Annotated in this window: 27 protein-coding genes and 1 tRNA gene; 21 read left to right on the forward strand and 7 right to left on the reverse strand. The window is 61.3% G+C overall.

Annotation, left to right across the window (positions count from 1 at the left end; genetic code table 11):
• The first annotated feature begins 21 nt into the window (after positions 1-21).
• The 3 genes from KBP54_RS03655 to KBP54_RS03665 all read left to right on the forward strand — a co-directional run bounded on the left by KBP54_RS03655 (position 22) and on the right by KBP54_RS03665 (position 2,098).
• Positions 22-1,230: a S1C family serine protease gene (locus tag KBP54_RS03655; protein ID WP_084028602.1), complete on the forward strand. Its 1,209-nt coding sequence runs from the start codon at positions 22-24 to the stop codon at positions 1,228-1,230.
• A gap of 64 nt (positions 1,231-1,294) precedes the next feature.
• The gene (locus tag KBP54_RS03660; protein WP_070362823.1) at positions 1,295-1,864 is read left to right on the forward strand and encodes a MogA/MoaB family molybdenum cofactor biosynthesis protein; all 570 of its coding nucleotides are present in this window, start codon (positions 1,295-1,297) and stop codon (positions 1,862-1,864) included.
• 48 nt (positions 1,865-1,912) lie between these two features.
• Positions 1,913-2,098 (forward strand): hypothetical protein, encoded by a 186-nt coding sequence (locus tag KBP54_RS03665; RefSeq protein ID WP_141742264.1) that lies wholly within the window; start codon positions 1,913-1,915, stop codon positions 2,096-2,098.
• 5 nt (positions 2,099-2,103) lie between these two features.
• On the opposite strand, the gene mscL is transcribed toward KBP54_RS03665, so the two are convergent.
• From mscL to KBP54_RS03680, 3 genes are read right to left on the reverse strand one after another with little or no spacing between them, the layout of a single operon-like run.
• Positions 2,104-2,508, reverse strand: a complete 405-nt coding sequence (gene mscL / locus KBP54_RS03670) for a large-conductance mechanosensitive channel protein MscL (protein ID WP_070362822.1) — start codon at positions 2,506-2,508, stop codon at positions 2,104-2,106.
• Positions 2,509-2,561: 53 nt separating this feature from the next.
• Positions 2,562-3,167 (reverse strand): SAF domain-containing protein, encoded by a 606-nt coding sequence (locus KBP54_RS03675; RefSeq protein WP_070362821.1) that lies wholly within the window; start codon positions 3,165-3,167, stop codon positions 2,562-2,564.
• Between the two features lie 35 nt (positions 3,168-3,202).
• Positions 3,203-3,778 (reverse strand): 5-formyltetrahydrofolate cyclo-ligase, encoded by a 576-nt coding sequence (locus tag KBP54_RS03680; protein WP_070976122.1) that lies wholly within the window; start codon positions 3,776-3,778, stop codon positions 3,203-3,205.
• 64 nt (positions 3,779-3,842) lie between these two features.
• Here KBP54_RS03680 and KBP54_RS03685 point away from each other — a divergent pair, with 64 nt between their 5' ends.
• The 6 genes from KBP54_RS03685 (at position 3,843) to KBP54_RS03710 (ending at position 9,039) form a co-directional block, all read left to right on the forward strand.
• Positions 3,843-4,814, forward strand: coding sequence for a UTP--glucose-1-phosphate uridylyltransferase (locus KBP54_RS03685; RefSeq protein WP_070362819.1), 972 nt, complete (start codon positions 3,843-3,845; stop codon positions 4,812-4,814).
• A 26-nt stretch (positions 4,815-4,840) separates the two neighbouring features.
• Positions 4,841-6,142 (forward strand): molybdotransferase-like divisome protein Glp, encoded by a 1,302-nt coding sequence (glp, locus tag KBP54_RS03690; protein ID WP_070362818.1) that lies wholly within the window; start codon positions 4,841-4,843, stop codon positions 6,140-6,142.
• Positions 6,143-6,247: 105 nt separating this feature from the next.
• On the forward strand, positions 6,248-6,811 hold the full coding sequence (locus KBP54_RS03695) for a GNAT family N-acetyltransferase (protein ID WP_336296787.1): 564 nt from the start codon (positions 6,248-6,250) through the stop codon (positions 6,809-6,811).
• A gap of 94 nt (positions 6,812-6,905) precedes the next feature.
• A complete protein-coding gene (gene sepX / locus KBP54_RS03700) occupies positions 6,906-8,063 on the forward strand; it encodes a divisome protein SepX/GlpR (RefSeq protein WP_070362817.1) in 1,158 nt (385 codons plus the stop codon).
• 63 nt (positions 8,064-8,126) lie between these two features.
• Positions 8,127-8,199, forward strand: a tRNA-Ala gene (locus KBP54_RS03705).
• 231 nt (positions 8,200-8,430) lie between these two features.
• Entirely contained in the window at positions 8,431-9,039 is a 609-nt protein-coding gene (locus KBP54_RS03710) for a cation efflux transmembrane domain-containing protein (RefSeq protein ID WP_070362816.1), read from the forward strand.
• Here KBP54_RS03710 and KBP54_RS03715 read toward each other — a convergent pair.
• Positions 9,036-9,641 (reverse strand): DNA-3-methyladenine glycosylase I, encoded by a 606-nt coding sequence (locus tag KBP54_RS03715; protein WP_070362815.1) that lies wholly within the window; start codon positions 9,639-9,641, stop codon positions 9,036-9,038. The genes KBP54_RS03710 and KBP54_RS03715 overlap by 4 nt on opposite strands.
• A gap of 53 nt (positions 9,642-9,694) precedes the next feature.
• On the opposite strand from KBP54_RS03715, the gene KBP54_RS03720 reads away from it, so the two are divergent.
• Both KBP54_RS03720 and KBP54_RS03725 read left to right on the forward strand, forming a co-directional pair.
• Positions 9,695-10,102: a DoxX family protein gene (locus tag KBP54_RS03720; protein ID WP_070362814.1), complete on the forward strand. Its 408-nt coding sequence runs from the start codon at positions 9,695-9,697 to the stop codon at positions 10,100-10,102.
• A complete protein-coding gene (locus tag KBP54_RS03725) occupies positions 10,095-10,763 on the forward strand; it encodes a zf-HC2 domain-containing protein (protein WP_070362813.1) in 669 nt (222 codons plus the stop codon). The genes KBP54_RS03720 and KBP54_RS03725 overlap by 8 nt, the downstream gene beginning before the upstream one ends.
• A gap of 4 nt (positions 10,764-10,767) precedes the next feature.
• Here KBP54_RS03725 and KBP54_RS03730 read toward each other — a convergent pair whose 3' ends face one another.
• Positions 10,768-12,324: a dolichyl-phosphate-mannose--protein mannosyltransferase gene (locus KBP54_RS03730; RefSeq protein ID WP_070363554.1), complete on the reverse strand. Its 1,557-nt coding sequence runs from the start codon at positions 12,322-12,324 to the stop codon at positions 10,768-10,770.
• 118 nt (positions 12,325-12,442) lie between these two features.
• Between KBP54_RS03730 and rsmI the strand changes: the two genes are divergently transcribed.
• From rsmI to KBP54_RS03750, 4 genes are all read left to right on the forward strand, one after another.
• Entirely contained in the window at positions 12,443-13,318 is an 876-nt protein-coding gene (gene rsmI / locus KBP54_RS03735) for a 16S rRNA (cytidine(1402)-2'-O)-methyltransferase (RefSeq protein WP_070362812.1), read from the forward strand.
• A 117-nt stretch (positions 13,319-13,435) separates the two neighbouring features.
• Complete coding sequence (locus KBP54_RS03740; protein WP_084028600.1) at positions 13,436-15,253, forward strand: BCCT family transporter; 1,818 nt, start codon at positions 13,436-13,438, stop codon at positions 15,251-15,253.
• Positions 15,254-15,342: 89 nt separating this feature from the next.
• Positions 15,343-17,187 (forward strand): methionine--tRNA ligase, encoded by a 1,845-nt coding sequence (gene metG, locus KBP54_RS03745; RefSeq protein ID WP_070363552.1) that lies wholly within the window; start codon positions 15,343-15,345, stop codon positions 17,185-17,187.
• 27 nt (positions 17,188-17,214) lie between these two features.
• Positions 17,215-18,408, forward strand: a complete 1,194-nt coding sequence (locus tag KBP54_RS03750; RefSeq protein WP_256006361.1) for an MFS transporter — start codon at positions 17,215-17,217, stop codon at positions 18,406-18,408.
• Here the strand turns inward: KBP54_RS03750 and KBP54_RS03755 are convergent.
• Positions 18,389-18,799 carry a DUF3806 domain-containing protein gene (locus KBP54_RS03755; RefSeq protein ID WP_070976140.1) on the reverse strand — a complete coding sequence of 137 codons (411 nt, stop codon included), beginning with the start codon at positions 18,797-18,799 and terminating at the stop codon, positions 18,389-18,391. The two genes, KBP54_RS03750 and KBP54_RS03755, sit on opposite strands and share 20 nt — an antisense overlap.
• A 12-nt stretch (positions 18,800-18,811) precedes the next feature.
• Between KBP54_RS03755 and KBP54_RS03760 the strand changes: the two genes are divergently transcribed.
• The 5 genes from KBP54_RS03760 (at position 18,812) to KBP54_RS03780 (ending at position 24,636) form a co-directional block, all read left to right on the forward strand.
• Positions 18,812-19,651 carry a TatD family hydrolase gene (locus tag KBP54_RS03760; RefSeq protein ID WP_070362809.1) on the forward strand — a complete coding sequence of 280 codons (840 nt, stop codon included), beginning with the start codon at positions 18,812-18,814 and terminating at the stop codon, positions 19,649-19,651.
• A gap of 188 nt (positions 19,652-19,839) precedes the next feature.
• Complete coding sequence (locus tag KBP54_RS03765) at positions 19,840-20,958, forward strand: resuscitation-promoting factor (RefSeq protein ID WP_070362808.1); 1,119 nt, start codon at positions 19,840-19,842, stop codon at positions 20,956-20,958.
• 11 nt (positions 20,959-20,969) lie between these two features.
• On the forward strand, positions 20,970-21,815 hold the full coding sequence (gene rsmA, locus KBP54_RS03770; protein WP_256006363.1) for a 16S rRNA (adenine(1518)-N(6)/adenine(1519)-N(6))-dimethyltransferase RsmA: 846 nt from the start codon (positions 20,970-20,972) through the stop codon (positions 21,813-21,815).
• Positions 21,812-22,804, forward strand: coding sequence for a 4-(cytidine 5'-diphospho)-2-C-methyl-D-erythritol kinase (locus KBP54_RS03775; RefSeq protein ID WP_256006365.1), 993 nt, complete (start codon positions 21,812-21,814; stop codon positions 22,802-22,804). Before rsmA ends, KBP54_RS03775 begins: the two co-directional genes overlap by 4 nt.
• Before the next feature lie 17 nt (positions 22,805-22,821).
• Positions 22,822-24,636 carry an ABC-F family ATP-binding cassette domain-containing protein gene (locus tag KBP54_RS03780; RefSeq protein WP_256006367.1) on the forward strand — a complete coding sequence of 605 codons (1,815 nt, stop codon included), beginning with the start codon at positions 22,822-22,824 and terminating at the stop codon, positions 24,634-24,636.
• Here KBP54_RS03780 and KBP54_RS03785 read toward each other — a convergent pair.
• Positions 24,633-25,274, reverse strand: coding sequence for a GntR family transcriptional regulator (locus KBP54_RS03785; protein ID WP_256006368.1), 642 nt, complete (start codon positions 25,272-25,274; stop codon positions 24,633-24,635). The genes KBP54_RS03780 and KBP54_RS03785 overlap by 4 nt on opposite strands.
• A 171-nt stretch (positions 25,275-25,445) precedes the next feature.
• On the opposite strand from KBP54_RS03785, the gene KBP54_RS03790 reads away from it, so the two are divergent.
• Complete coding sequence (locus KBP54_RS03790; RefSeq protein ID WP_070362804.1) at positions 25,446-25,769, forward strand: putative quinol monooxygenase; 324 nt, start codon at positions 25,446-25,448, stop codon at positions 25,767-25,769.
• Positions 25,770-25,794 lie beyond the last annotated feature (25 nt).

Here is a 25,794-nt window from a genome sequence, read left to right on the forward strand (position 1 = left end):
GCGTCGTGCATACTACTGCACATGACGAACCCGTATTCACCACAATCAAATACGCCACAACAAAACCCGTACGAGGCCTCCTATCCACAGGAGGCCTTCCCGGAAACCGCATTCGTGCAGTCTGCACCGCAGCAAAAGCAGCGGCGTGGGCTGGGGGCGGCTACAGTGGCGTGCTCCGTAGTGCTTTCGCTGTTGGCCGGCGCCGGCGCCGGGTACGCAGTCGTCGCTGCGAACGATAACGGCGAACAGCAGCACTACAACGCACTTGAGAACCCGAGCCTCGCATCGCCAGAGACTGCGCCTGATGGCTCCGTTGAGCAGGTTGCGGCCGCAGTGCTGCCTTCGGTTGTATCCATCACTGTGGCGACGCCGAATGGTATCGCGGAAGGGTCGGGGTCGATTATTTCCTCCGACGGCTACATTTTGACGAACCACCACGTGATCGGCGCTGCGGCGACCGAACGGTCCGAGATTCAGGTGGTGTTCAACGACGGCTCGAAGCACTCGGCTACGTTTGTAGCGTCGGACGTCAACACTGATATTGGCGTGCTGAAGGTTGATGGCGTCGAAAATCTCCCTGTGCTTGACTTCGGCAACTCGGACGAGCTGAAGGTTGGCCAGCAGGTTGTCGCAGTTGGTTCTCCACTTGGGCTCTCGGCGACGGTAACCAGTGGCATCATCTCGGCGAAGAACCGCCCGGTGCGTGCGGCCCAGGGCGGTGGGGAGAGCTCGTTGATGGACGGGCTGCAGACAGACGCTGCGATTAACCCTGGTAACTCGGGTGGTCCGCTCGTGGATATGCAGGGGCACCTGATCGGGATGAACTCGGCTATTGCTTCGCTCTCGGCGGGCGGCTTTGGTGGCGAGCAGTCGTCGGGCTCGATTGGTCTCGGGTTCGCGATTCCGTCGAATTTTGCCAAGCGTGTCGCGCAGCAGCTCATTGAAACCGGCAAGGCGTCGCAGCCGATGTTGGGCGTCCGCGTTTCGATTCGCGGCACTCGTATCGACGGCGCCGTGGTCGCCGGAGTTGAGCCTGGTAGTCCAGCAGAAAAGGCCGGTATCCGAGAAGGTGATGTGATTACCAAGCTGGACGGTCGGCTGATTGACTCAGCGGATGCGTTGATTGCGGCGACGCGGTCGAAGGACTTCGGGCAGGTCGTTCAGCTTGAAGTCTTGCGGGAGGGAGAAGAAGCTCCTCATTCCGTAGATGTAACCCTGAGCAACGGGTAAGTTTTGAAGCAAACAACGAAAATGAAACTGTGCGATTTCGCAACGACACGACAGGAGACCTGGCATGCCAACGACAGAAGTATTGCTTGACACGGTTGGGGAGCCCGACGAAGCATCGCTGAAGGCCGCAGAGCTCGCCGAGCAGACTCCGACGCCTCCTGCGGCCATCGCAGTGCTGGTTGGGGACCGCCGATACAGCTCAGAAGGGGATACCACGGGTGACATGCTCGTCGAGTTGCTCAGCGAGTTCGGGTTTACCGTTGACGCGGTGGTGCACGTCAATTCGAGCGAGGCGGAGATCCGCAAAGCGATCGAAACCGGTGTCGTTGGTGGGGTTGACCTGGTGCTGACCGTCGGTGGCACTGGCGTCGGGCCACGTGATACGGCGCCAGAGGCGACGAAGGCCGTGATCGACAAGAACGTGCCCGGTGTAGCGCAGGCGGTTCGTTCGTCGGGCCAGGCGTGTGGAGCGGTGGATGCCTGCACGTCGCGCGGTGTGTGTGGCGTCTCTGGTTCGACCGTCGTGGTAAACCTCGCCGCAAGCCGCCAAGCGATACGCGACGGCGTATCGACGATCGCACCACTAGTCCAGCACCTGATCGGCGAGCTGAATACCTACTCCGTACAGGCGTAATCAGGAACGATGGCGAGCATGAAAAAGCCGCGCCACCAGCGGAGGCGCGTGGAGCGACGGTCGGAAGCAGAGTACGACCGTAGTCCTGAACGCACGCAACTATTTGGTGACGCGGCTTCTGGGCGGACGGGCTATGATGCCGGGCGCAGCGTCGATATCGACGGCGACGGCGAGCCAGAACTCACAGGCAAAGCCTTTTATGAGTACGAGCGACCACCCCATTACGGAGAATAGCAGTACTACTGCTGCGCGGGCTTCTCGGAGAGCAGGTCGCGGATTTCGGTGAGCAGCTCGGTCTCGGTCGGAGCCGGGGCGTCTGGCTGGATGCCGCGCTTATGCTTCTGCATCTCGTCGAGCTTGTTCATCGGAGCGACGATCACGAAGTAGACGACTGCCGCGATCAGCAGGAAGTTAATCGCTGCAGTGATCAGCGCGCCGAAGTCGAGGAAAGTTGCGTCGTTGCCGGAAATGATGTGGAAGCCAAGGCCGGAGTAATCAGCGCCACCGACGGAAGCGATCAGCGGGTTGATGATGTTGTCGGAGAAAGCGGTAACAACTGCGGTGAACGCAGCACCAATAACAACACCGACTGCGAGGTCAATAACGTTGCCGCGCAGAATAAAGTTCTTAAAGCCCTCAAGCATTAGGGTCTCCTTTGTAAGGTTTGGATTTGGACCTAAAAACTATAGGCAACAAACTATCGTGTGGTCAATACAACTGTTAACGGGTCCGTCAGTGATGCGGCCGCAACGTTGGCTGCATCGACACTGCGCAGCAGTACCAGGATTGACCCCTCCTCGTTCGTCGTGACCACCCTTCCGCCACGCGCAATAACTCGCGGGCCTGGCGCGACCACGTCTACGCCGGCGCCGTGATGCAGCATCGGGATGAGTTCCGGTTCCGCGAGCGTGACCGGAACCATGGTGAAGTCGTGCGGGTCGTCATCGCTTTCGATCAGCGAAGCTTTAAGGTCCGGTCCGACAAGACGGGTGTTGGTAACTACTTCGTTCGCGGATGCGCCAGCCGCGAGGACCTGTCCGACGGCGAGGTCTGTGCTGCCCAAGGCGTTCGCGGGAACAACAGAGGGCGGCAGCCTGCGAAGCTCCACGTCCGCCGTGGTGAGCACTGTGCCGGCCTCAACGTCGCGGGCGAAGACAACAGCGGGTGGGTCGGCGGAGCGGGCGTCGAAAAGTATGCTTGCGCCTGCTACCAGCAGTAACACGACGGCGATCGTGCGGCGCACTGTGACGGTGCGGTGGTAGCCGGGCATTCGGAGGTCGCGAAGGAATGAGGCGGGCTTCATGCGTCTTTAGACGCGGGTGTGGCCCGGAAGGTTCCCTAGAGTGGGAAAAATCCGCGGTCTGTCACGATTGCATCGACGGGCACATCGTGAGGTTGCGCTGGCAGCGTGTCGACGACTTCTTCGTCAAACACCACCGCAACAATAGGGATGCGGTGGTCGCGGACCTGCTCAAGCGCCCGGTCGTAATAGCCGGCGCCCTTGCCCAAACGTTGCCCGCGTCGGTCCACAGCGAGCGCCGGGATCACCAGCGCAGCGCAACCTTTGAGCACCTCGCTGGAGAACCGGGAACCGACTGGCTCCGCGATGCCAAGCGCGCCCGGCTGCTGTTCTTCGGTGCACGCGGCCCATTGCAGCACACCGCCAGGAAGCGAAATCGGCAGCCACACCGTTCTTGCGTGTTGGGCGAGCTGCAGCGGGTAGTCAGCGGCAGCGGGTTCCGTGCGCAGCGGGTGGTAGGCGCTGATTTCACTGCCCACGGCGCCGAAGTGATCGAGAGCCTTGAGCGTGTGCTGGAGGATGCTGGCGTCGCGTTGACGCTTTTCGTCTGGTTTGCTGGCGAGGTGGCGTCGAAAAGTAGTGTGTGCTTCGCGGATAGTTTGCTTGGTGTGCAAGTGGGGGAGCCTCCTCACGAGTCGGAAACGATAGTCGGGCCATACAGAGGTAAAGTAGATCTTTATGCGGAAGTCTAATGAAGAAACCTCCCAGCAGCCTGCGTCGCGTGGCGTGAAGACCGTCGTGGTGCCGGCAGCTGGCATGGGTACACGGTTTTTGCCAGCTACGAAGACTGTTCCTAAGGAACTCCTGCCCGTGGTGGATACACCCGGTATCGAGCTGATTGCCGAGGAAGCGGCAGAGCTCGGCGCTCGCCGATTGGTGATCGTGACAGCTCCGGCAAAAGAAGAAATCATGCGCCACTTCGGCGAGTTCGAGCTGCTGCGCGAGACCCTCGCGGCGCGCGGGAAAGACGACCAGGTGAAGAAGGTCGCCCGCGCCGCGGACCTTATTAATGCAGTCGCCGTGACGCAGGAGAAGCCGTTGGGCCTTGGCCACGCGGTGAGCTGCGCGGAATCTGCCCTCGACGAAAACGAGGACGTTGTCGCCGTCATGCTGCCAGATGACCTTGTGCTTCCCACCGGCGTGATGGAGAAAATGGTGCGCACCCGCGAGAAGCTCGGCGGCTCCGTGCTGTGTGCGTTCAACGTGACGCCGGAGGAAGTCTTTAACTACGGCGTGTTTGATGTCGAAGACGTCGACGAGACTATTGAGGGCGTCGAGGTCAAGCGCGTGAAGGGCATGGTGGAAAAGCCGGCCGTGGAAGACGCGCCGTCGACGCTCGTGGCCACCGGACGCTACCTGCTTGACCGGGCAATTTTTGATGCGCTGCGTCGCATCACGCCGGGCAAGGGCGGGGAGCTGCAACTGACCGATGCGATCGAGCTGATGATCCAGGAAGGTCATCCAGTGCACATCGTGGTGCACCACGGCAAGCGCCACGATTTGGGCAACCCGGGCGGCTACATTCCCGCTAATGTGGACTTTGGTTTGCACGACCCGAAGTACGGACCTGCACTGTACACGGCACTCAAGCAGATCATGAACGACTTTGAGGCCGAACACCCCGAACTCACGGGTGATGAACAACGCTAACGAAGGCGTAGAAAGAGGCGTGGCTGATGCGCGGTGTTGATGAGCAGCTTGCCATAATTGGCGACGCAATCCGGACCCCCGAGCCGATCCGAGTGGGGATCGACGACGCGCTGGGGCTGATGTGCGCCGAGGAAGTCGTAGCGACACGCGCGTTGCCCGGCTTTTCGCAAGCAGCCATCGACGGCTACGCCGTCCGCGCGGTCGACGTCGGGGGATCCGCAGGCCTGCGGGTGAAGCCGCGCCAGGCGGAAGAAGACGGCGAGCCGGAGCGCGATTCGCGCCCACGCACCAACGCCGATCGTGCTCTACCTGTGGTGGGGGAGGTTCCCGCCGGTTCCCAGAAGCCGTTGCGCCTGCAGCCACGCCAAGCGGTGCGGGTTGCAACAGGTGCCCCGCTTCCTACACTTGCCGACGCCGTGTTGCCACTGGAATGGAGCGACCGGGGCACCAAGCGGGTTACGCCGCAACGCCCAGTTGCAAGTGGCGAGTTCGTACGCAAGCCGGGGGCTGATATCCAGCCAGGCGACATCGCAGTGCGCCCCCGCACGGTCCTCGGACCTGCACAAATTGGGCTGCTAGCCGCTGCTGGGCGCACAAAAGTACTGGTGTATCCCCGGCCGAGGGTCACCGTGCTGAGTTTCGGCATGGAACTCGTTGACATCGAACGAGAGCCAGGCTTGGGCCAAGTTATCGACGTCGCCTCCTACGTCGTTTCCGCTGCCGCCGAGGAAGCGGGTGCAGATGTACACCGTGTCGGCATCATGAACGCTGAGCCGCGGAAGATGCGGGAAACCCTGGCTGGCTACATTGGGCGCAGCGAGATGATCGTGATCACCGGCGCTGTTGGTGGTTCAGGCGCGCAGACACTCCAAGAAGTGCTGCATGACCTCGGGGAAATCGACACCACTCGAGTGGCCATGCACCCCGGGTCCGTCCAGGGTTTCGGCACGCTGGGTGAGGAACATGTGCCGGTCTTCTTGCTGCCGTCCAATCCGACGGCCGCGCTCGTGATCGCCGAAACCATCGTGCGACCGGCAATCCGCCAAGCGCTGGGCAAGCAGTCTTGGCAGCGCCCGGTGGTTCGCGCACGCTCGATGCGGGCAATTACCTCGCAGCCGGGGCGGCGTGGTTACATTCGCGCGCGCCTCATGCGGGACACGGAGACCGGCGACTACTTAGTCGAAGGCCTCGGCGGTGCCGGTGGCGAAACCTCCCACCTCTTCGCAGGCTTCGCGGAAGCCAACGCCATGATTCGCCTGCCGGAGTCCACCGCGGAGATCCGCCCAGGCGACGTGGTGGACGTCGAATTCCTCCAGCAGCGGGGATAGACGTTGGGCCTGCTGCGAAGGATTGGAACTTGGCTGCACGGACCCACACCTGGTTGGCCCGAACGCACCCCGTTCGTCAGACTTCCGAGTGGAGAAACCGTCACGTTGCGGCCCCTGCGCTTGCAGGATGGCGGGGAATGGTGCCGTACCCGCCTGCTCGACCAGCAGTGGTTGCAGCCGGTAGAACCAACGATCCATTCCACATGGGAAGCTGCTCACACCAAGAGCGCTTGGGCGGGGCAGTGGACGATGCTCAAAGAAATGGCTGCAGATGGCACCGTCGTACCGATGGTGATAGAGGTCGACGGCCACTTTGCCGGCCAACTGACCCTCGGCGGCATTCAGCGCGGAACCGTCGACGAGTGCTGGATCGGCTACTGGGTGCACAGACAGTATCAAGGGCGCGGCGTCGCGACGGCCGCGTGCGCCTTGGGCGTTGACCACGCCTTTGCGCGGGTGGGCCTGCACCGCGTGACTGCGACGTACCTTCCAGACAACCCGGCCAGCGGCCACGTCCTGCAGACCGTGGGTTTCCGCGAAGAAGGATTCATGCGGGGAAACATTCATATCGACGGCCGCTGGCGCGACCACTACTTCGTCGCAATGACCGAAGATGACTACCCGACCACGGCCGTAGACAGGCTGCGGCGTTCCGGCCGAATTCGATGACGCGGCCCCGGCGTGGCTCGGGCCGGAAGAGCGGATTGCTCGCTACCGTTAAAGGTCAGTTTCGAGGGTAGTTTTAGGAAGGTGGCTTCGCTGTATGGGTAGCCCGAGCTTGATCATTATCTTGATGATCGTCGTGTGGGTCATCGTGCTGGCACCACTCGTATTTGGCAACAACAAACCAATTCGCCGCTCCGGCGAAGGGTACGACGAGACGAGGGTCCTGCATACCGGTGGTACGGAACCCATGGAGGTTCGTCGCCGCCCACGCGTGACCGCCGCGGACGTGCACCTGCACGACGAAGACGCTGCGGACGTGGAACTCGTCGAAGCCGTCGAACACGAGCCAGCTGCCAGCGAAGTGCTCATCGACGACAGCGCGGTTATCCGAAACTTCTTCTCGAAGAACCAAGAAGACGCTGTCTCCGAAGAAGATACCGACTCAAACGTTATTGAGGGAGAGGTCATCGAAGCGGAGCCAGTCGAGGACGAGGCGGTTGAAGCGGAGCCCGCTGAGGCTGAGACTGAGTCCGTCGATGTAGTGGACGACGCTTCAGACGACGCCGATGCGGTAGAGCTCGAGGCTGCGGAGAATTCGGAGGCCTCGACAGCAGAGGTCGAAAGCATTCCAGACTCGTACTACTCTGCAGCGGACTTCGGATACGACACTGGCGTGACGGCAGAGATGGACGCCGAAGAGCTCACTGCTGAGGAAACCGAGGACGACCAGGACGTTTCAGATGAAGAGGTCGCCGTCACCGACGAAGATCTCGCGTTCGCCGAGGCCCGCCGTGGCCGTGGCGGCTGGGACCCAGACCGTGCACGCCGTGCACGCGAAGACCGCTTCATGCGCCGCCAGCGCACCTTCCTGGGCCTCATCATCGCCTGCGTGGTTACGTTTGTGATCGCGTTCGTGGCAGGCGGCTGGACATGGATCCTGCCTGCGGCCTCCGTCGCCCTGACCGCCTGGTTCATGGTTGTGCTGCGCAGCGTCGTCCGTCAGGAGCGCGCGCTGCATCGCCGACGCATGCGCCAGCTGCGTCGCGCGCGCCTCGGCGTCGCCACTGCAGATTCGACGCACCCCAGGCAGGAGTGGCCGCGTCGATACGGAGAATCCGTAGCCCTCGACCTTGACGACGCCCACCCCGACTTCACCGACCTCCCCGAAGCATCCTCCGCAATCTTCGAGGACCACACGGATTCCCCCCACTACCCATACGGCGAGGATGACAACCGTGCCCCACGGGCGAGCTAAATCGCCTGGGTAACCGGACGATTTAGCATCAGCGGAGAAGAGGAGTAACGTCTTCTCCAGCGAGGGGCTATAGCTCAGTTGGTAGAGCGTCGCGTTCGCAATGCGAAGGTCAGGGGTTCGATTCCCCTTAGCTCCACAGTTCCGTAAAACCCCAGGTCGTTGGTGGCCTGGGGTTTTGTTGTGTTTGTGCTGGCTCCAAATTCCGGGTTTTTCGGCAAGCGGGCTGGCAAAAGCCCAGGTCGCATGATTGGGCTAGTGGATTGCGGTGCCCAGCCAACGTTCAGGAACGTTTAGAACAGAGCAACCAACGTCGCTAGAGTGCTACAGGAGTGCTACACGCAAGACAGCCGAAGAAAAGGAGAACCTCGTGGCTACAGAACGGATCCGCCGAGCAGTACTGGTGGTTGCGCTGCTGAACTTGGCGTACTTCTTCGTTGAGTTTGTGGCGGCTGTCTCGATTGGGTCGGCGTCGTTGTTTGCGGACTCGGCGGACTTCCTGGAGGATACAGCGATTAACTTCCTGGTGTTCTTCGCGGTCGCTTGGCCGGCATCGCGGCGTCGTACGGCGGGCAGTGTGTTGGCGGCGTTGATTCTGATTCCTGCGGTCGCGGCGGTGGTGACCGTTGTTGCGAAGGTGCTGGACCCGGAGCCGCCATCGCCGGAGGGCCTTACGGGGGTCGCGGTTGGTGCGCTCGTGGTGAATGTCGTGTGCGCGGTGATTCTGCTGAGGCTGCGGGACCAGGGGTCGTCGTTGGCGACGGGGGCGTGGCTGGCGGCGCGCAACGACGCACTGGCGAACCTGCTCATCATTGCGGCCGGGTTGCTGACGTTCGTGTGGTCCACTGCCTGGTTCGACATCATCGTTGGCGCCATCATCGCAGCGGTGAACTTCTCAGCTGCGAAGGAAGTCTGGGAGGCGTCCCGCGAGGAGTACGACTCGGTGGAGGAAGCCTTCGCAGAGATGGATGACGACTAGCTCCACACCCCGGAGGCTCCTCGCCGGTGCGTGCCGATCAGATTCGTGTCGATGATGCCGGTCGATTCCATGAGCGCGTACATCGTGACGGGGCCGACGAAGGTGAAGCCACGCTTCTTCAGGTCGCGCGCGAGGCGGCGTGACTCCTCAGACTGGGTTGGAACCTCCTCCATCGTGCGGGGTGTAGGTGTGGTTTCTGGCTGGTAGGACCAGATAGAGGTTGCAAGATCCGTGCCGGATTCCCGCAACTCGCGGGTGGCGGCCGCGTTGGTGAGCACCGCCTGGAGTTTGCGCCGATTGCGAATCAGGGAGGCGTCGTCAAGAAGGTGCTCGATTGAGTCCATCCGTGCGAGGACGTCGGGGTCGAACCCGTGGAAGGCTTCGCGTAGGGCGTCGCGCTTTTGCAGAATGAGCTTCCACGACAATCCGACTTGGAACCCCTCGAGGCAGAGGCGCTCGAACATTCCGGCTTCGTCGCGGATGGGCATGCCCCATTCGGTGTCGTAGTAGTGGCGCAGGAGCGAATCGTGTGCGGCCCAGGGTGGGCGGCTGAGTCCGTCGTCGCCGATGATTGGGAATTGTTGCTTCGTTTCTTTATCCATACGTAGTTTGACGTTTTTCTGTCTGGTTCGGTTCCTTGAGTACTCTAGTGTGCATGAACAGGCCAGCAGTTCGAGATTTTGCGCTCTTAGTCATCCGCGCGGTGCTCGGGATCGTGTTTGTTGCGCGTGGGTACCAGCGCTGGTTTGAGCTGGGAATGCGGCGCACTGCGGAGGACTTTGCGGCGATTGGGGTGCCTCAGCCGACGCTGTCGGCGTACCTCGCGGGATTCGTTGAGCTGGTTGGGGGAGCGTTCCTCGTCATTGGCTTGCTGACGACGATCGTCGCGTCGGTGCTTGCATTGTTGGCGCTGGCGGCAACCTACTTCGTGCATTTGAGCAACGGTTTCTTCGTTGCCGATGGCGGTATTGAGTACACGATGGTGCTCGCCGCGGCGTTGTTCGTGGTCATCGTGTTCGGGCCGGGGCGCGCAAGCTTGGACGGGGTGCTCACACGTGATTAGCCATGACGAGATTCAGGCCTGCCTGTCCGCGCGGCTCGACGGGGAGCAACCATCGCTTGACGACGCCATCGTGGATGCCCACCTGGCGCAGTGCGAGGAGTGCGCCGCGTTTTGGGAGCAGGCGCTTTCCTTGTCGCAGACGGTGCGCTTTGCAGAGGTTGACGGCAATGTGGCTCCTCCGAGCGACCTCGCTGATGCGATCCTCGCCGGGGTCAACGACCCGTGGCACGCGATGATGCAGCGCCGCCAAGTCAACGTGATGATTGGCAGGGCCGCGCTGTGTGCGATTGCCGTGTGCTGGATTGTGTGGGCCATCGTTGGGGTCGTCGGTGTGGGCGAGGTGTTGGCGCAGACTCCCGAAGTCGCCGCAGCCACGCTGATGGGGGTTGCGGTCCGCTTCGGCGTGGGTTTGTCGTTGGGGCTCGCGTCCTGGAAACCGGCCCAGATTCCCGGCATCGTGTTGATCGTGGGGACGATGTTCACGTTTACCCTTGGGTTTGCGGTGCTTGATGCTGTGCAGCGTATCGGAGCAGTGGCACCGATGACGGTCATCGCTCCGGGAATCGCGTTGTTGGCGCTCGCCTGGACGTGGATCGCGGACAAAGGCGTGGCCATGCGCCGCGCGTGGCACTTGCTCAACGCAGACCCGACCGGCCTCTAGCGAACTATTTCCAGCTCGGGAACCACATGAGGGACTCGTAGTAGCCGTCGGTGACTCGAAGGCCGTACAGGATCGGACCCCAGTAGACGAAGCTTGCCGCCACAACGGCGAGGTAGACAATCACGGTGATTTGGCCGGTGCGAATCGGGGCGCCGGTCAGCTTCACCAGCCACTTAGGTTCCCGTAGCGTGCCTTTCTTCGCGATGTTTCCGAGCGCCAGCGCGAGCAGCACTGCGGTAAACGGAATGAGCGCGGTGGCGTAGAAGAAGTACATCTGACGGTCGAACGCCGCAAGCCACGGCAGGAAGCCTGCGGCGAAGCCGATGACTGGCACGATGACGCGGAAGTCGCGTCGGGTAATCCAGACCCACGCTGCCCACAGCAACGCGGGGATGGTGAGCCACCAGATCGCCGGGGTGCCGAACAGCGAAATCATTTCGCGGCAGGTGTTGCCGTCGCCGCACTCGATGTCGGTGGAGGAGTAGTAGAGGATCGGGCGTGCTGCGACGAGCCACGCCCACGGCTTGGAGTCCCATGGGTGCGAGTGCCCGCTAGAGCTCGTGAGGGAGCCGTGGAACTCAAGCACGGAGAAGTGGTAGTACAGCCATCCAGCAGCGGCATCCGGCAGGTTGGCCAGCCATGGCCAGTCGGATCCTGCGATCGTGCCGTCCGCCAGGGAGTGGCGGTACACAGAAGTCTCAGAGGCGAACCATGCGCGCCACGACCAGATATAGAGGAGTGCGGGCAACAGCACGATCGAGGCGAGTGCAGAGGGCACGTCGCGCACCAGTGCGCCAGCCAGTGGCTTCTCGACGCCATAACGCTTTCGCAGCCACAGATCCCAAAACGCAGACATTAGGCCGTAGAACGCGATGTAGTACAGCCCCGACCACTTCACACCGAGTGCCAGTCCGAGCAACACACCGGTTGCGAAACGCCACCAGCGGAACCCGAGGCGCGGCCCGTACGGACCCGAGGACTGCACAGCACCTGACAGCCAGGCGTCGTGCCAACGCTGGTGCACCTGACGCATGTCACCTGCGAGCGTCCACGCGGCGGCGACGATGAACAGCACCTGGAAGATGTCTAGCATGCCAAATTTGGCTGCGACCAGCAGCACGCCGTCGAAAAGCGCGATGACGCCTGCGATGGCTGCGATCGACGTCGACTGGCTCACGCGGCGAGCGAGCAGGAACGTGAACACGATGACTGCGGTACCAAAGAGCGCCGTCATGATGCGCCAACCCATCGGGGTGTAGCCGAAGATGGTTTCACCAAGCGCGAGGAGCTGCTTGCCCAACGGCGGGTGCACCACCAGCCCATAGCCGGGGTTGGACTCGATGCCGCCCAGCACTGGGTTAAAGGAGCTGCGCACCATGTCCCAGCCCTGCGGCACGTAGTGCTTCTCGTCGAAGACCGGGGTGCCAGAAGACGTCGGCTGCACCAGCCCGAGGAAGCGCGTGAACAGCGCGAGGACCGTCAGTACCGCCAGCGTCACGGTGTCCCTGCGATGCCATGGCACACTGACTGGTGCTCCCGGCTGGGGCCTGCCAGGCTTCATCAACGCGGGCGTTGGCGACGCTTCACTCTGGACGGTATTGATGGGCGCATTGGTATTCACGTGAATGGATACTACTGTGTTCGCCGCATTATCTGTAGCTGCACCTAGTATCTATTGCATGGATAGTGCAGACACTCAAGCGACGTTGCAACACCAGTTTCCAACACGTGGGGTAGTGCTGGCCGCTACGCCGCTCGGCAATATTGATGACGCCTCGCAGCGGCTTCAGCACGCACTCGCGAACGCAGACGTGATTGCGGCGGAGGATACGCGGCGCACCCGCGCGCTAGCGGCAGCCTTGGGGGTGGAACCGCGTGGGAAGATCATCTCAAACTTCGACCACAACGAAGAGCAGCGGCGGGACGAGTTGCTCGCGGCTGCCCGCAATGGCGTTGTGCTCGTGGTGACGGACGCCGGCATGCCGATCGTGTCCGACCCCGGCCTCTCACTCGTTGCAGCGGCACACGACGCCGGAGTCCCTGTGACTTGCCTGCCTGGTCCCTCTGCTGTCACGACGGCGCTTGCGCTCTCGGGCCTGCATGTAGGGCACTTCATCTTCGATGGCTTTGCTCCACGCAAGGCAGGCGCGCGGGAAGCCTGGCTCAAGGAGCTTGTGCACCAACCGCGCGCCGTGTGCTTCTTCGAATCACCGCACCGACTGGCACAGACGCTTGCCGACGCCGCTTCGGTCCTCGGCCGCGATCGACGTGCAGCGGTGTGCCGCGAACTGACAAAAACGTACGAAGAAGTAAAGCGCGCGACACTTGGTGAACTCGCCGAGTGGGCCAAGGACGGAGTGAGGGGAGAAGTCACCGTTGTCATCGAGGGCGGTGACGCCGCAACAGCGGAGCCCGAAGACCTTGTGGAACTCGTCTTAGAGCTGGTAAGCGGGGGTATGCGGATGAAGGATGCAGTGAAGACTATCGCGAAGCAGCACGGGGTGAAATCGGGCGAATTATATGACCTCGCTCAGGAAGCTCGCAGCGCGGAATAGTCAGACTTTTTGGCTGAAAATGGGCACTACGTGGACGAATTGGATTAGATATAGCAGCCGAATTCAGTTAACCTGCTAAAGCTTTCTTATTTTCTATGGAATTGAGGAGAATTTTTCATGTCTCAGGGAGACCTGACCCAGGATCCGCATGATCCTGATGCAGAAACTCGGAGTACTGAACAGATAAATTCCGATGAAACCGAAATTGCCGCACCGTCTGCGACGAGCGAGCTTGCCGAGCTCATCGTTGCAGAGCGGCGCGGGGAGCGTAAAGAATCGGTCGACGCAGAGGAGCAGGTTGAGCTTGCTGCGGAGGACGAGAACGCGAAGATTGACTGGAGCATCGTTGTTCCGCTTCTCGTCGTGGTGGCGGCCGTCGTCGCTTGGGGCCTGTTAGCAACAGATAGTTTCTCGAGCTTTGCTGATACGTCCTTCAGCTGGGTGATTAACAACCTTGGCTGGGCGTTCGTGCTCTTCGGCACGATTTTTGTGTTCTTTGTCTTGGTAATCGCGTTTTCGAACTTCGGTACGATCCGCCTGGGCAAGTCGGACGAACAACCGGAGTTTAGAACGTCGTCATGGATTGCGATGATGTTCGCGGCAGGCATGGGCATTGGTCTGATGTTCTACGGTGCGTCTGAGCCGCTGGCGATGTACCGCGATGGTGTCCCTGGCCACCAGCCACACGAAGTGGGCACTGCGCTCGCGCAGACAATGTTCCACTGGAGCCTGCACCCATGGGCGATTTACGCGATCTTGGGCCTTGCGATCGCGTACTCGACGTTCCGCCTCGGCCGCAAGCAACTGCTCTCTAGCGCCTTCATCCCGCTGATTGGTGAAAAGGGCGTGAACGGTTTCTGGGGCAAGCTCATTGATGGTTTTGCAATTTTTGCAACGATTTTCGGTACCGCATGTTCGCTGGGCTTGGGCGCGATGCAGATTAGCTCGGGCCTGAACGCTTCCGGCTTTGTGGATTCGCCGTCGACGAAGCTGACGGTCGGCATCGTGTCCGTCCTGACTCTTGCATTCCTGCTGTCCGCGATGTCGGGCGTCGGCAAGGGAATCCAGTGGCTGTCGAACTTCAATATGGCGATTGCTGCGTTGCTGGCTATTTTCGTGTTCGTCTTCGGCCCAACCGTCAGCACCCTGAACTTCTTGCCGACGGGCGTCGGCGCATACCTGTCCCAGTTTTTTGAGATGGCTGGCCGTACCGCTGAGAACCAGAACGGTGAAGCAGGAGACTTCCTGTCCGGTTGGACCATCTTCTACTGGGCATGGTGGATCTCCTGGTCACCATTCGTTGGCACCTTCCTGGCACGAATTTCCCGTGGCCGCACGATTCGCGAGTTCTGCCTTGGCGTCATGCTGATTCCAGCAGGCCTGTCCACCGTCTGGTTCGCCATCTTTGGCGGCACCGCGATCAAGTTCGAGCAGGACGGTCGTTCCATTTACGGCGAGGGTACCTCGGAAGAGCAGCTCTTCAACCTGCTGCACCAGCTGCCTGGTGGCTTCTACATTGGTATTTTCGCGGTGATCCTGCTGGGTACGTTCTTCATCACCTCGGCTGACTCGGCTTCGACCGTGATGGCGTCTATGTCGCAGAACGGTAAATCGGATGCGAACCCATGGATCGCAGCTGTCTGGGGCCTTGGCACCGCGTTCGTTGGCCTGACGCTGCTGATCGCTGGCGGCTCTGACGCACTGGGCGCGCTGCAGTCTGTGACGATTGTTGCGGCAACCCCGTTCTTGCTCATCCTGATCTTGCTGATGTTCGCGATTGTGAAGGACGTGTCCAACGACACTATTTACCTGGACAAGAAGGAACAGGATCGCTTCAACCGCCAGTTGGCTATTGAACGCCGTATGCACCGCGACCAGCTCGAGCTTGATAGGAAGAAGGAGCAGGTCAAGCGCATGTTGCGTCCGCGTAACTAAGCTCTGACATCCTGCGGTGAATACCGCTCATGGCCCCGATATGACCCGAAACATGGGTTGTGTCGGGGCCATAACTTATGCTTAAGGGCATGACTTCTGCGAAGACTCAAAAAAATATCCTTGTGTGCGTTGCGTGGCCATATGCGAACGGCCCCCGCCACATCGGCCACGTAGCTGGTTTCGGGGTACCTTCTGACGTGTTTGCGCGCTATCAGCGTATGGCTGGCAACAACGTCCTGATGGTCTCCGGCACCGACGAACACGGGACCCCGCTGTTGGTGCAGGCGGACAAGGAAGGCGTGAGCGTCAAGGAGCTCGCAGACCGCTACAACGAACAGATCGTGCACGACTTGGCCGGTTTGGGTCTGTCCTACGACCTGTTTACTCGCACGTCGACTCGTAACCACTATGCCGTGGTGCAGCAGCTGTTTAAGGGACTGTACGCCAACGGTTACATGATCAAGGAGACGACGCAGGGCGCGATCTCTCCTTCGAATGGCCGTACGCTGCCGGACCGCTACATTGAGGGCACCTGCCCAATCTGCGGCGCGACTGACGCTCGTGGTGACCAGTGCGATACCTGCGGTAACCAGCTCGACCCAGCAGACCTGATCAACCCTGTCTCCAAGATCAACGGCGAGACGCCGAAGTTTGTTGAGACCGAGCACTTCATGCTGGATCTCCCGGCGCTGCACGACGCGTTGAAGACGTGGCTGAGCACCCGTGAGAAGTGGCGCCCGAACGTGCTGAAGTTCTCGTTGAACCTCTTGGAGGACATGCGTCCGCGCGCAATGACGCGTGACATCGACTGGGGCATCCCTATCCCGGTCGAGGACTGGCAGGACAACCCGTCGAAGAAGCTCTATGTTTGGTTTGACGCGGTGGTCGGCTACTTGTCTGCCTCGATTGAGTGGGCGGAGCGAAGCGGCAACCCGGATGCGTGGAAGACGTTCTGGCAGGACCCAGAAACGGCGAGCTACTACTTCATGGGCAAGGACAACATCACGTTCCACTCACAGATCTGGCCAGCGGAGCTGCTCGGCTACGCGGGCAAGGGCTCGCATGGTGGGCAAGAACACGAGCTGGGCACCCTGAATCTTCCGACTGAGGTTGTGTCCTCGGAGTTCCTGACCATGTCCGGTTCGAAGTTCTCGTCTTCGAAGGGCGTAGTCATCTATGTCAAGGACTTCCTGAAAGAGTTCGGTGCGGACCCGTTGCGCTACTTCATTGCGGTGGCCGGACCGGAGAACAACGACACGGACTTCACCTGGGACGAGTTCGTGCGTCGCGTGAACAACGAGCTGGCGAATGGCTGGGGCAACCTGGTCAACCGCACTGTGTCGATGGCGCACAAGAACTTCGGCGAGGTTCCAGAACCAGGAGAGCTCGCCGAAGTGGACGAGAAAATCCTTGAATTGGCGGAATCCACGTTTGTTTCCGCAGGCAAGGACTTGGCCGAGGCTCACTTTAAGAGCGCGATCACCAAGATCATGCACGTGGTCGGGGAGACCAACGCGTACATCGCGGACCAGGAGCCGTGGAAGCTCGCGAAGGATCCGGAACAGCGCACTCGTCTGGCGACGGTCCTGTGGACCGCACTGCAGGTGGTCAGCGACTGCAATGCGATGCTGACCCCGTTCCTGCCGCACACGGCGCAGAAGGTACACGAGACCCTCGGCCGGACTGGTGTGTGGGCGGCAGAGCCGTCCATCGTTGAGGTTCGCGATGACGCTGACTACGATCTCGTCGGCGTCGGCCTGCCGGAGCGCGGCCAGACCTACCTCACCATCACCGGCGACTACTCCGAGCAGCAGGCGACATGGAAGCGCGTGCCAATGGAGCCCGGCGTGGCACTGTCGAAGCCGAAGCCACTGGTGGCGAAGCTCGATCCGGAGCTCGGGGAGACCGGCCCGGAGTGGGCGCCTGTGCAGTAACGCTGCGGCAGCGCTAGAGTGCTTCGAGTGTTTGCTCTTGTACTTTTCGTCGCTGTCATTAGTGCCTCACTGAATTTGCGTGCGGGCATTGCCTCCGTCGGGTCTGTACTTGACCAGGTCATCGCATACTATGACGCCCCGGCATGGGTCGGTGGCGTCATCACGGCGATCCCCGGCACGCTCTTCTTCCTGGTCGGTATCTGTGCGGTACCGATTGCGCGGCGGTTTGGCCTCACCCCCGTCATTCTGGGCGCTGCGGGGTTGCTGACCGCGGGCTTGGGCTTGCGCCCCTTCGCACCCGATATCGCGATGTTCTTACTCGCGACGGTGGGCGCGGCCGGCGCCATCGCACTTATGAACGTGTTGCTGCCTGCGTGGATCAAGCAGCACGGTGGGCGCTACATCGTCGCCCTGACTACGGTGTACTCCGTAACCCTGGGCTTATCGTCGGCGGCTGGCCCGCTCAGCGCGTTGGTGACACCCTCGTGGCAGTCGGCACTCGGCCTGTGGGCGGTGACGGCTGTCGTGCAGCTGGCGGTTTGGGTATTTGTGCTCTTCAAATTCGGGAGGGACATCCCCGGGAGCAAGGCTTCGACCCCGCAGGACGGCGCGGTTGCTACGCCAGAAGCGCCGGTGTGGAAGTCGCTCACTGCGGTGGCCTTGATGCTCTTCTTCGGGTTGCAGTCAACCAGCGCGTATATCCAGATGGGGTGGTTGCCCGCCATTTTCATTGACGCCGGGGTTGCCCCTTCCACCGCAGCCACGGGACTCGGGCTGCTTGGCGCGGTAGGCATGGTTGGTGGGCTTGTGCTGCCGACGGTCATCTCTCGCGCGCGGACGCTGACGCCGCTGGTGGTGCTGTTTGCGCTCTCGACGGCCACTGGGTATCTCGGTTTGTACTTCGCACCGGCAGCATCACCGCTGGGCTGGAGCTTCCTCCTGGGCTTCGGCGGGTGCTGTTTCCCGCTAGCAATCGCACTGATCCCGGCGCGCACACGCGACCCGCTAGTCACTGCACGGCTGTCGGGTTTTGTGCAGCCGGTCGGGTACGTGCTCGCGGCAACGGGTCCGCTGCTCATTGGCGTGGCCTATGGGCGGATTGGGGAGTTCCAGCCGATCCTGATCGCGCTGGTCATCATGGCGTTGGTCATGGGGGTTGTTGGCATCGTGGCGGCGCGTCACGTCGTTATTGACGACGAGCTTAGTGCTGCAAGCCACTGAGGAACTGTTCCAGGAACGTGGTGAGTTTGCCGGTTGCGTCGTCGTCGAAGCGGGCGTCGACAACCATGATGGGGGCGGTGTATTTGGGGGAGTTGGTGTCGGCATCGCGGACGACGACGAGGTCCGTGCCGTAGTCATCTTTCAGGAGTTTCCAGGTAAATCCGTAGTCGCGGACGAATGCGTCGCCGAGGGCGGTGCCGACGATACGGGCTGTGTCGCCGCGCGGGTAGCTGCGTTGTGCGTCGCGGGGAAGTGCAAGGAAATCCTCGAGTAGCCCTTCGAACCGCTCGATGATTACTCGTGCAGGGCCATTGAGCCTCTGCGCCGCTGCCTCGGCGAGTGCGTTGTCGATGCTGGTTTGGGTCTGTGCGTCAATCGCGTGGAATGTCATAGGCTCTATCGTATGAGCAAAAAGAAACCTCGCCCGACACCAGTACCAGCAGCCCCTATACCAGGGCTTATCGACGCCCACACCCACCTGGCCTCTACCGGAGCCACCACGCAGGCGGATATCGATGCGATTATGGAGCGTGCGTTGAGCGCCGGTGTGGAGCGGGTATGCACCGTGGGCGATGGGCTCGCGGAAGCAGAGCAGGCGCTTGCTGCCGCGCACATGCATGAGGGCGTGTTCGCAGCGTGCGCGATCCATCCGACGCGAGCCGCCGAGCTCGACGACGCGACGCGGGAACGGCTCACGCAGATGGCCTCGGACGCTCGGTGTGTTGCGGTGGGGGAGACAGGCATCGATACGTATTGGATCCGCCACGACGCCGAGAACACCGCTGACCTTGCCACGCAAGAAGAGGCGTTTCGTTGGCACATTCAGCTCGCCGTGGACTCCGGCAAGGCATTGATGATCCATAACCGTGAGGGGGATGCGGACATGATGCGGATTCTCGCGGATACGCCGAAACCGGAGCATGTGATTTTGCACTGCTTCTCCTCGCCCCTTGACGTGGCGCGGGAGGCGATTGAGCGTGGCTATGTGCTCTCCTTTGCCGGCAACGTTACGTTTAAGCGCAATGAGGAGCTGCGGGAGGCGGCGGCTCTGGCGCCGGTGGGCCAGCTGCTCATCGAAACCGATGCGCCGTATATGACCCCGGAGCCGTTTCGAGGTTCGCGCAATGAGCCATCGCTGATTGGGCATACGGCACACGTGGTTGCGCAAGCTCGGGGAGTGGACGTCGAGACGCTGGCGAGCGAGGTATCCGCTACCTTCGATCGCGTCTATGGTCTGGGATGATGCTGTGCACGTGTCCGGGAACACACTGGGCGCAAGTAAGCGTTGTCCCAGGTCGGCTGTGAGTGGTGTGAATCGCGTGGCGCGAGTGAACGTGTCCACCATGGTGTGCAAACATGTGCTGGTAAAACGGTAGAAGTTACCGTATTGTTATCGAAGTATTATTTCGTGACGAAGGGGAATGACGCTTTATGGGCTCGCGTATCCAGCACAACAACACCGCAACGAAGCGAATCGCCGTCGGGGCACTCGCAGGTGTTGTCATTGCAGCCGGTACCACCACGGCGCTCGCCGCGCAGAAGGACGTCACAGTGGACGTCAACGGTGAGGCGACCTCGCTGAAGACCTTCTCGGGTGACGTCGCGGGTGCGTTGCAGGCTGCGGGCGTTGAGGTCAAGGACAGTGACGTTGTGTACCCGGCGCCTGCTGAGAAGCTGTCGAACGGCGATACCGTGACCGTTCGTACTGCGAAGCCAGTCGCCGTCGTCGTCGACGGGGTGGCAAAGGAAATCACCTCGACAGCGCTGACTGTTGGGGAAGTCATGGACGAGGTGGGTGTGTCCCCGGCTTCCTCGTCGGACCTGGACAAGGACACCAAGCTTGTCGACGGCCTCAATGTCGACGTGACCACCCCGAAGATCATCGCGATCAATGACGGCGGGAACGTGACCTACGCGTCGGTTGCGAAGAAAACCGTAGGCGAGCTCCTCGCGGACCGTGGCATCACCTTCGACTCCGATGATCGTTTGAACCACCCGCTTGATGCCGCGGTGTACCCGAACATGGAGATCGTGCTCGACCGCGTCAACGTGGTGAAGCGTGCTGAGGTCCTGCCAATCGAGGCACCGGTTGAGTACGTCGATGATGAAGAGCTGGAAACCGGCAACGAAGAGGTGCTGGAGGAAGGCAAGGACGGGGAGAAGGAAATTCTCCACGAGACCGTTCTGGTCAATGGCAAGGTTGAATCCGAGGGCATTGCAGGTGAGCGCGAGGTTCGTGCGCCGAAGGCGGCGAAGGTGCGACGCGGTACCAAGGAGTCAGCGAATGCTCCCGCAGTAGCAGCTGGTTCGGTATGGGACACGTTGGCGCAGTGTGAGTCTGGTGGCAACTGGTCCATCAACACCGGTAATGGCTACCACGGCGGCTTGCAGTTCTCTGCGTCGACGTGGGCAGCGTACGGCGGCACCCAGTACGCGCCTACCGCTGACCAGGCGACCCGCGAGCAGCAGATCGCAATCGCCCAGAAAACGCAGGCATCCCAGGGGTGGGGTGCGTGGCCTGCATGTACCGCGCGGATGGGGTTGCGCTAACCTCGTCAGGTATGAGCGAAACCCAACTGCTTGGCCCGGTAGAAATCCGTGAGCTTGCGGCTGCACTTGATGTCACCCCGACGAAACGGTTGGGGCAGAACTTCGTGCACGACCCGAATACCGTGCGGCGTATCGTTGCCGCAGCGGAGCTTTCCCCAGACGACCGCGTGGTCGAGGTCGGTCCGGGTCTCGGGTCACTGACGCTTGGCCTGCTCGATGAGGCAGCGCACGTGACAGCGCTTGAGATCGATGACAGGCTGGCACGGCAGCTGGGTAAAACGGTGGAGCTTCGCGCACCTTCGGCCGCGAGCAAGCTGGACATCGTGCACATGGATGCACTGAAGACTACGCAGCGTGATGTTTCCGGGGAGCCAACGGCCCTCGTTGCGAACCTGCCGTACAACGTTTCAGTGCCGGTGTTGTTACACCTGCTTGCGGAGTTCCCCTCCATTCGCCGCGTGCTGGTGATGGTGCAGAAAGAGGTCGCTGACCGCCTTGCCGCGAAGCCAGGCACGAAGATTTACGGCGTTCCTAGCGTAAAAGCAGCGTTCTATGGCGAGGTGTCGCAGGCAGGGACCATCGGCAAGCACGTCTTCTGGCCGGCTCCGAATATCGAGTCCGGGCTTGTTCGCATCGACGTCGATCCCGAGCGCGACCGCAGCGTGCGCGACAAGGTCTTCCCACTTATCGACGCCGCCTTCGCCCAACGCCGCAAGACGCTGCGCTCAACGCTCGCATCGGTGTACGGTTCCCCCGCGGAAGCCGAGTCTGCGCTGCGGGCGGCCGGTATCGATCCTGGACTGCGTGGTGAGAAGCTCGGGGTGGAGGACTTCGTCAGGCTGGGGGAGGCCCGATGAGCAGCAGCACGCGGGAGATTGTTGCATCAGCGCCCGGCAAAGTGAACCTGCACCTCGGCGTCGGCAACGCGCGTGCCGACGGCTACCACGAGTTGGTAACGGTTTTCCAAGCCGTTGAGCGCCGCGAGCGAGTTCGCATCGTCGTCGAGGATGAGGCGGCATGCGTCGAATCTGGCTCCGTGGTCGTTGGGATGCAGACGCACTTCCACGTGGACGTACCGGACGAGGATATCGATACGCCTCGAAACCTGACGTGGCGTGCGGTCGATGCCGTCGTCGACGCCGTGCGGGCCCGCAGTGGCGTGCAAGGATTGTCGTTGCCGAAGGCGAAGCTGGTCGTCGACAAGCATGTGTTTGTGGCAGGCGGGATGGCTGGCGGCTCCGCAGATGCCGCGGCTGGGCTCGTCGCAGCGAACGCCTACGTGGAGCGGTACTGCGGTGAGCGGCTCAGCGAAGAAGATCTTTACGACCTTGCAGCCGGGCTGGGAGCGGACGTGCCGTTCGCACTCCACGGCCACACAGCGCTTGGCACCGGGCGTGGCGACGCCCTCGTTGAGGTCCTCGGACGTGGCACGTACTGGTGGGTGTTTTGCAACCCGAAGATTGGGATTTCGACGGGCAAGGCCTTCGAAACACTCGATGACCTGCGTCACGACAACCCGGCGCTCGTGCCGCATCTGGACACGGCAGATCTATCGCAAGCGCTCCTGGCAGGTGACGCGCGCGAACTTGCGAAACACCTGCACAACGACCTGGAGGCCGCGGCGGTGTCGATGCGCCCACGCATCGCAGCCCTGATCACACGCATCGAATCCGAAACTGAACTTGTAGCCCGAGCGATCGTTTCCGGGTCCGGGCCGACGATCGCCGCACTGTGCTTCGATGAAGAAGCTGCACGGAAACTCGAAGCACGACTGCGTGACAGCGTCGAGGGCGTCGAGGTGTTCTGCACTTCCGGCCCGTCAGCGGGAGCGCAACTCGAGGCGTAAGCTACGATGAGTTTGCTATGGCGAACCTGATCAACCTCGAAAACGTATCCAAAAGCTGGGGATTGAAAACACTACTCGACGGTGTTTCCCTGGGTATTCAGACCGGTGACCGCATCGGCATCGTCGGCGTCAACGGCGGTGGGAAAACCACGTTGCTTGAGGTGCTCACCGGCATCGAAGCCCCGGACAGCGGGCGCGTGTCGCACAACTCTGACCTACGCATGGCGGTGGTGACACAACGCTTCGAAATTCACGACGACGCCACCGTCGGCGACGTCGTCGTGAAGCCACTGGGCCTCGAGACGTACGAGTGGGCGTCGAATAGCAAGGTGCGAGAGGTTCTCCAAGGAACAGGCGTGGCTGCCCTCGGGCTGGACACCCCGGTCGGGGAGCTTTCTGGTGGTGAGCGGCGCCGCGTGAGCCTCGCCGCGGCCCTTGTGCAGGACTTGGATCTCGTGGTGCTTGACGAGCCGACGAACCACCTTGATGTCGAGGGTGTGCAGTGGCTGGCATCCCACCTCATGCAGCGCAAACTCGCAGTCGTGGTGGTTACGCACGACCGCTGGTTCCTCGATACCGTCGCTACGCTGACCTGGGAGGTCCACGACGGCACCGTCGACGTCTACGAGGGTGGCTATAACGACTGGACGTTTGCCCGCGCCGAGCGTGCCCGCCAGGCGGACGCCATCGAGCAACGTCGTCAGAACTTAGCGCGCAAAGAGCTCGCGTGGCTGCGCCGAGGCGCCCCCGCACGCACGTCAAAACCGCGCTACCGCATCGAAGCAGCCGAAGCTCTCATCGCAAATGTCCCGCCACCACGCGACAAGGTCGAGCTGATGGCGTTTTCCAAGCAACGCCAGGGCAACGTCGTCATCGAGTTTGAGGACGCCCGCATCGACGCTCCTGACGGGCGCACGCTCGTCGACCACCTCACGTGGCGGCTCGCGCCGGGCGAGCGCATCGGTCTTGTTGGTGTCAACGGTTCCGGAAAGACGACGTTGCTGCGGACGCTTGCCGGTGACTACCCGCTTGCTGCCGGCAAGCGCATCGAAGGCCTGACCACACGGATTGGGTGGCTGCGACAGGAACTCGACGACCTCGACCCAACGAGGACGGTGCTCGACTCTGTGGAGGACGTCGCGCACTACATCACGTTGGGTAAGAAGGAGGTTTCGGCATCCCAGCTCGCGGAGCGTCTCGGGTTTAGCCCGAAGCGCCAGCGCACACCTGTTGGGGACCTCTCCGGCGGTGAGCGTCGTCGGCTCCAACTGACGCGTGTGCTGATGAGCGAGCCGAACGTTTTGCTCCTCGACGAGCCCACCAACGACCTCGACATCGATACATTGCAAGAGTTGGAAGACCTGCTTGATGGTTGGCCAGGGACGCTCGTGGTGATTTCGCACGACCGCTACCTCATCGAGCGTATTGCAGACACCACGTACGCGTTGTTCGGCGACGGAACACTCAGCAACCTGCCGGGCGGGATTTCGCAATACCTCGAGCAGCGAGCTGCCATGGACACCCAAACGGGCCCACTCGATTTGGGGGAGAAGACCGAAAACTCCGAAAAAGCGGCCCCCGTGGGGGAACCACGGCTGTCATCGCAGGAAGAACGTGAGATCCGGAAGCGGATGAAAGCGCTTGAGCGCAAGATCGCGACGGCGGAAGCACGTGCCAAGGAGTTGGAAGCGCAGATTGCCGACATGTCGGGTGAAGACGCGCCGGATTTCGAAGCGATCGGCGCGAAGACGCAGGAATTGCAGCGCACCAACGATGGCCGCGATGAGCTAGAAATGGAGTGGCTTGAGCTTGGGGAGCAGCTCGAGCACTAAATCGGGTACCCGTTATTGATCTTCTCGATCAGGTCGTTCACAATACGACCCTGCTCGAGAAGTGCTTCCTGCAGGTAGTCGGACGCCTCGTGGCGCTTTTCTTCGCGCAGCAGCTCCACAATGTGCTCGTTGACGGAGATGAACTGGCGGTTAAACGACGGCTGCTGCTGAATAATCGGAAGCGTTGCCAAGCGCATGAACGCGTCAAGCTGGTCCATGGTGTCACCGAGGGTCTTCGAACCCATTGCGGAAAGTACCACGTGGTGGAATGCCTGGTTCACAGCAGTCAGCAGGTCATCGTCGTCCTGTGCGATTGCCTCGCGGGCTTCAGTGTTGAGCTCTTCAAGCCGGTCTACGTCCAGCTCCTCGCCCCAAAGCAACGCGGCAGGTTCGATAGCGGCACGTGCACGATACGTATCGGTAACAAAGTCTGGGGAAGGGGTGGCGAGGAACACGCCACGGTTCGGAATGCGTTCACAAAGACCTTCTGACGTAAGCATTGCAAATGCTTCGCGGAGAGTATTTCTGGATACCTCGAAACGCTCAGCGAGGGCAACCTCGTTGAGCTTCTGGCCTGGGGAGAACTCACCACGCGAAATCGCGCGGCGGACCTCAGAGGCAACGTTTTGAGCAAGCATGGCATCCGTAAGTGTAGAACTATTTATTTAAGCTAGTCAGCAATGGTGAATAGAACCATCGGCCGACAACTGTTACGAGTATAACGCATCTATTGTTGAACAATTAACTGAGCAGCTTCGTAGCCAAAAGCGTCGGCTGACAACAATGCGAGATATGCGTAGGGTGGTGGCATGATTTTGATCAACGTTCGTTACAAGCCACTGCCAGAATACGTCGAGACATTTCGTCAAGAGGTAGAGGAATTCACCAACGCAACCCGCGCAGAGCCGGGCTGCATCTTCTTTGACTGGTACCGCAGTGAAGAGGACAAGAACGAATACCTGCTCATCGAGGCATTCCACGACGATGCCGCGGAAGCGCACGTAAACTCCGATCATTTCCGCGCTGCCCAGGAGCTGTTCCCGAAGATTCTGAAGGAAACCCCGACCATCATCAATACCCTGATCGAGGGTAAGACCGAGTGGGATACCATGGCGGAATTCAAGGTGGACTAGCCGAATCGGCTTAATTTCTCCCCGC

Source organism: Corynebacterium pseudogenitalium (assembly GCF_024453815.1).
Lineage (GTDB): Bacteria > Actinomycetota > Actinomycetes > Mycobacteriales > Mycobacteriaceae > Corynebacterium > Corynebacterium pseudogenitalium.

Bases quoted from the DNA above. Each gene is read 5' to 3' on its own strand.
- rsmI (WP_070362812.1), top strand. From the start codon at position 12,443: ATGGATAGTGCAGACACTCAAGCGACGTTGCAACACCAGTTTCCAACA.
- KBP54_RS03660 (WP_070362823.1), top strand. From the start codon at position 1,295: ATGCCAACGACAGAAGTATTGCTTGACACGGTTGGGGAGCCCGACGAA.
- KBP54_RS03715 (WP_070362815.1), bottom strand. From the start codon at position 9,641: ATGGATAAAGAAACGAAGCAACAATTCCCAATCATCGGCGACGACGGA.
- KBP54_RS03760 (WP_070362809.1), top strand. From the start codon at position 18,812: ATGAGCAAAAAGAAACCTCGCCCGACACCAGTACCAGCAGCCCCTATA.
- KBP54_RS03765 (WP_070362808.1), top strand. From the start codon at position 19,840: ATGGGCTCGCGTATCCAGCACAACAACACCGCAACGAAGCGAATCGCC.
- metG (WP_070363552.1), top strand. From the start codon at position 15,343: ATGACTTCTGCGAAGACTCAAAAAAATATCCTTGTGTGCGTTGCGTGG.
- rsmA (WP_256006363.1), top strand. From the start codon at position 20,970: ATGAGCGAAACCCAACTGCTTGGCCCGGTAGAAATCCGTGAGCTTGCG.
- sepX (WP_070362817.1), top strand. From the start codon at position 6,906: ATGGGTAGCCCGAGCTTGATCATTATCTTGATGATCGTCGTGTGGGTC.
- KBP54_RS03790 (WP_070362804.1), top strand. From the start codon at position 25,446: ATGATTTTGATCAACGTTCGTTACAAGCCACTGCCAGAATACGTCGAG.
- KBP54_RS03675 (WP_070362821.1), bottom strand. From the start codon at position 3,167: ATGAAGCCCGCCTCATTCCTTCGCGACCTCCGAATGCCCGGCTACCAC.
- mscL (WP_070362822.1), bottom strand. From the start codon at position 2,508: ATGCTTGAGGGCTTTAAGAACTTTATTCTGCGCGGCAACGTTATTGAC.
- KBP54_RS03730 (WP_070363554.1), bottom strand. From the start codon at position 12,324: ATGAAGCCTGGCAGGCCCCAGCCGGGAGCACCAGTCAGTGTGCCATGG.
- KBP54_RS03775 (WP_256006365.1), top strand. From the start codon at position 21,812: ATGAGCAGCAGCACGCGGGAGATTGTTGCATCAGCGCCCGGCAAAGTG.
- KBP54_RS03685 (WP_070362819.1), top strand. From the start codon at position 3,843: ATGCGGAAGTCTAATGAAGAAACCTCCCAGCAGCCTGCGTCGCGTGGC.
- KBP54_RS03785 (WP_256006368.1), bottom strand. From the start codon at position 25,274: ATGCTTGCTCAAAACGTTGCCTCTGAGGTCCGCCGCGCGATTTCGCGT.
- KBP54_RS03780 (WP_256006367.1), top strand. From the start codon at position 22,822: ATGGCGAACCTGATCAACCTCGAAAACGTATCCAAAAGCTGGGGATTG.
- glp (WP_070362818.1), top strand. From the start codon at position 4,841: ATGCGCGGTGTTGATGAGCAGCTTGCCATAATTGGCGACGCAATCCGG.
- KBP54_RS03655 (WP_084028602.1), top strand. From the start codon at position 22: ATGACGAACCCGTATTCACCACAATCAAATACGCCACAACAAAACCCG.
- KBP54_RS03740 (WP_084028600.1), top strand. From the start codon at position 13,436: ATGTCTCAGGGAGACCTGACCCAGGATCCGCATGATCCTGATGCAGAA.
- KBP54_RS03720 (WP_070362814.1), top strand. From the start codon at position 9,695: ATGAACAGGCCAGCAGTTCGAGATTTTGCGCTCTTAGTCATCCGCGCG.
- KBP54_RS03755 (WP_070976140.1), bottom strand. From the start codon at position 18,799: ATGACATTCCACGCGATTGACGCACAGACCCAAACCAGCATCGACAAC.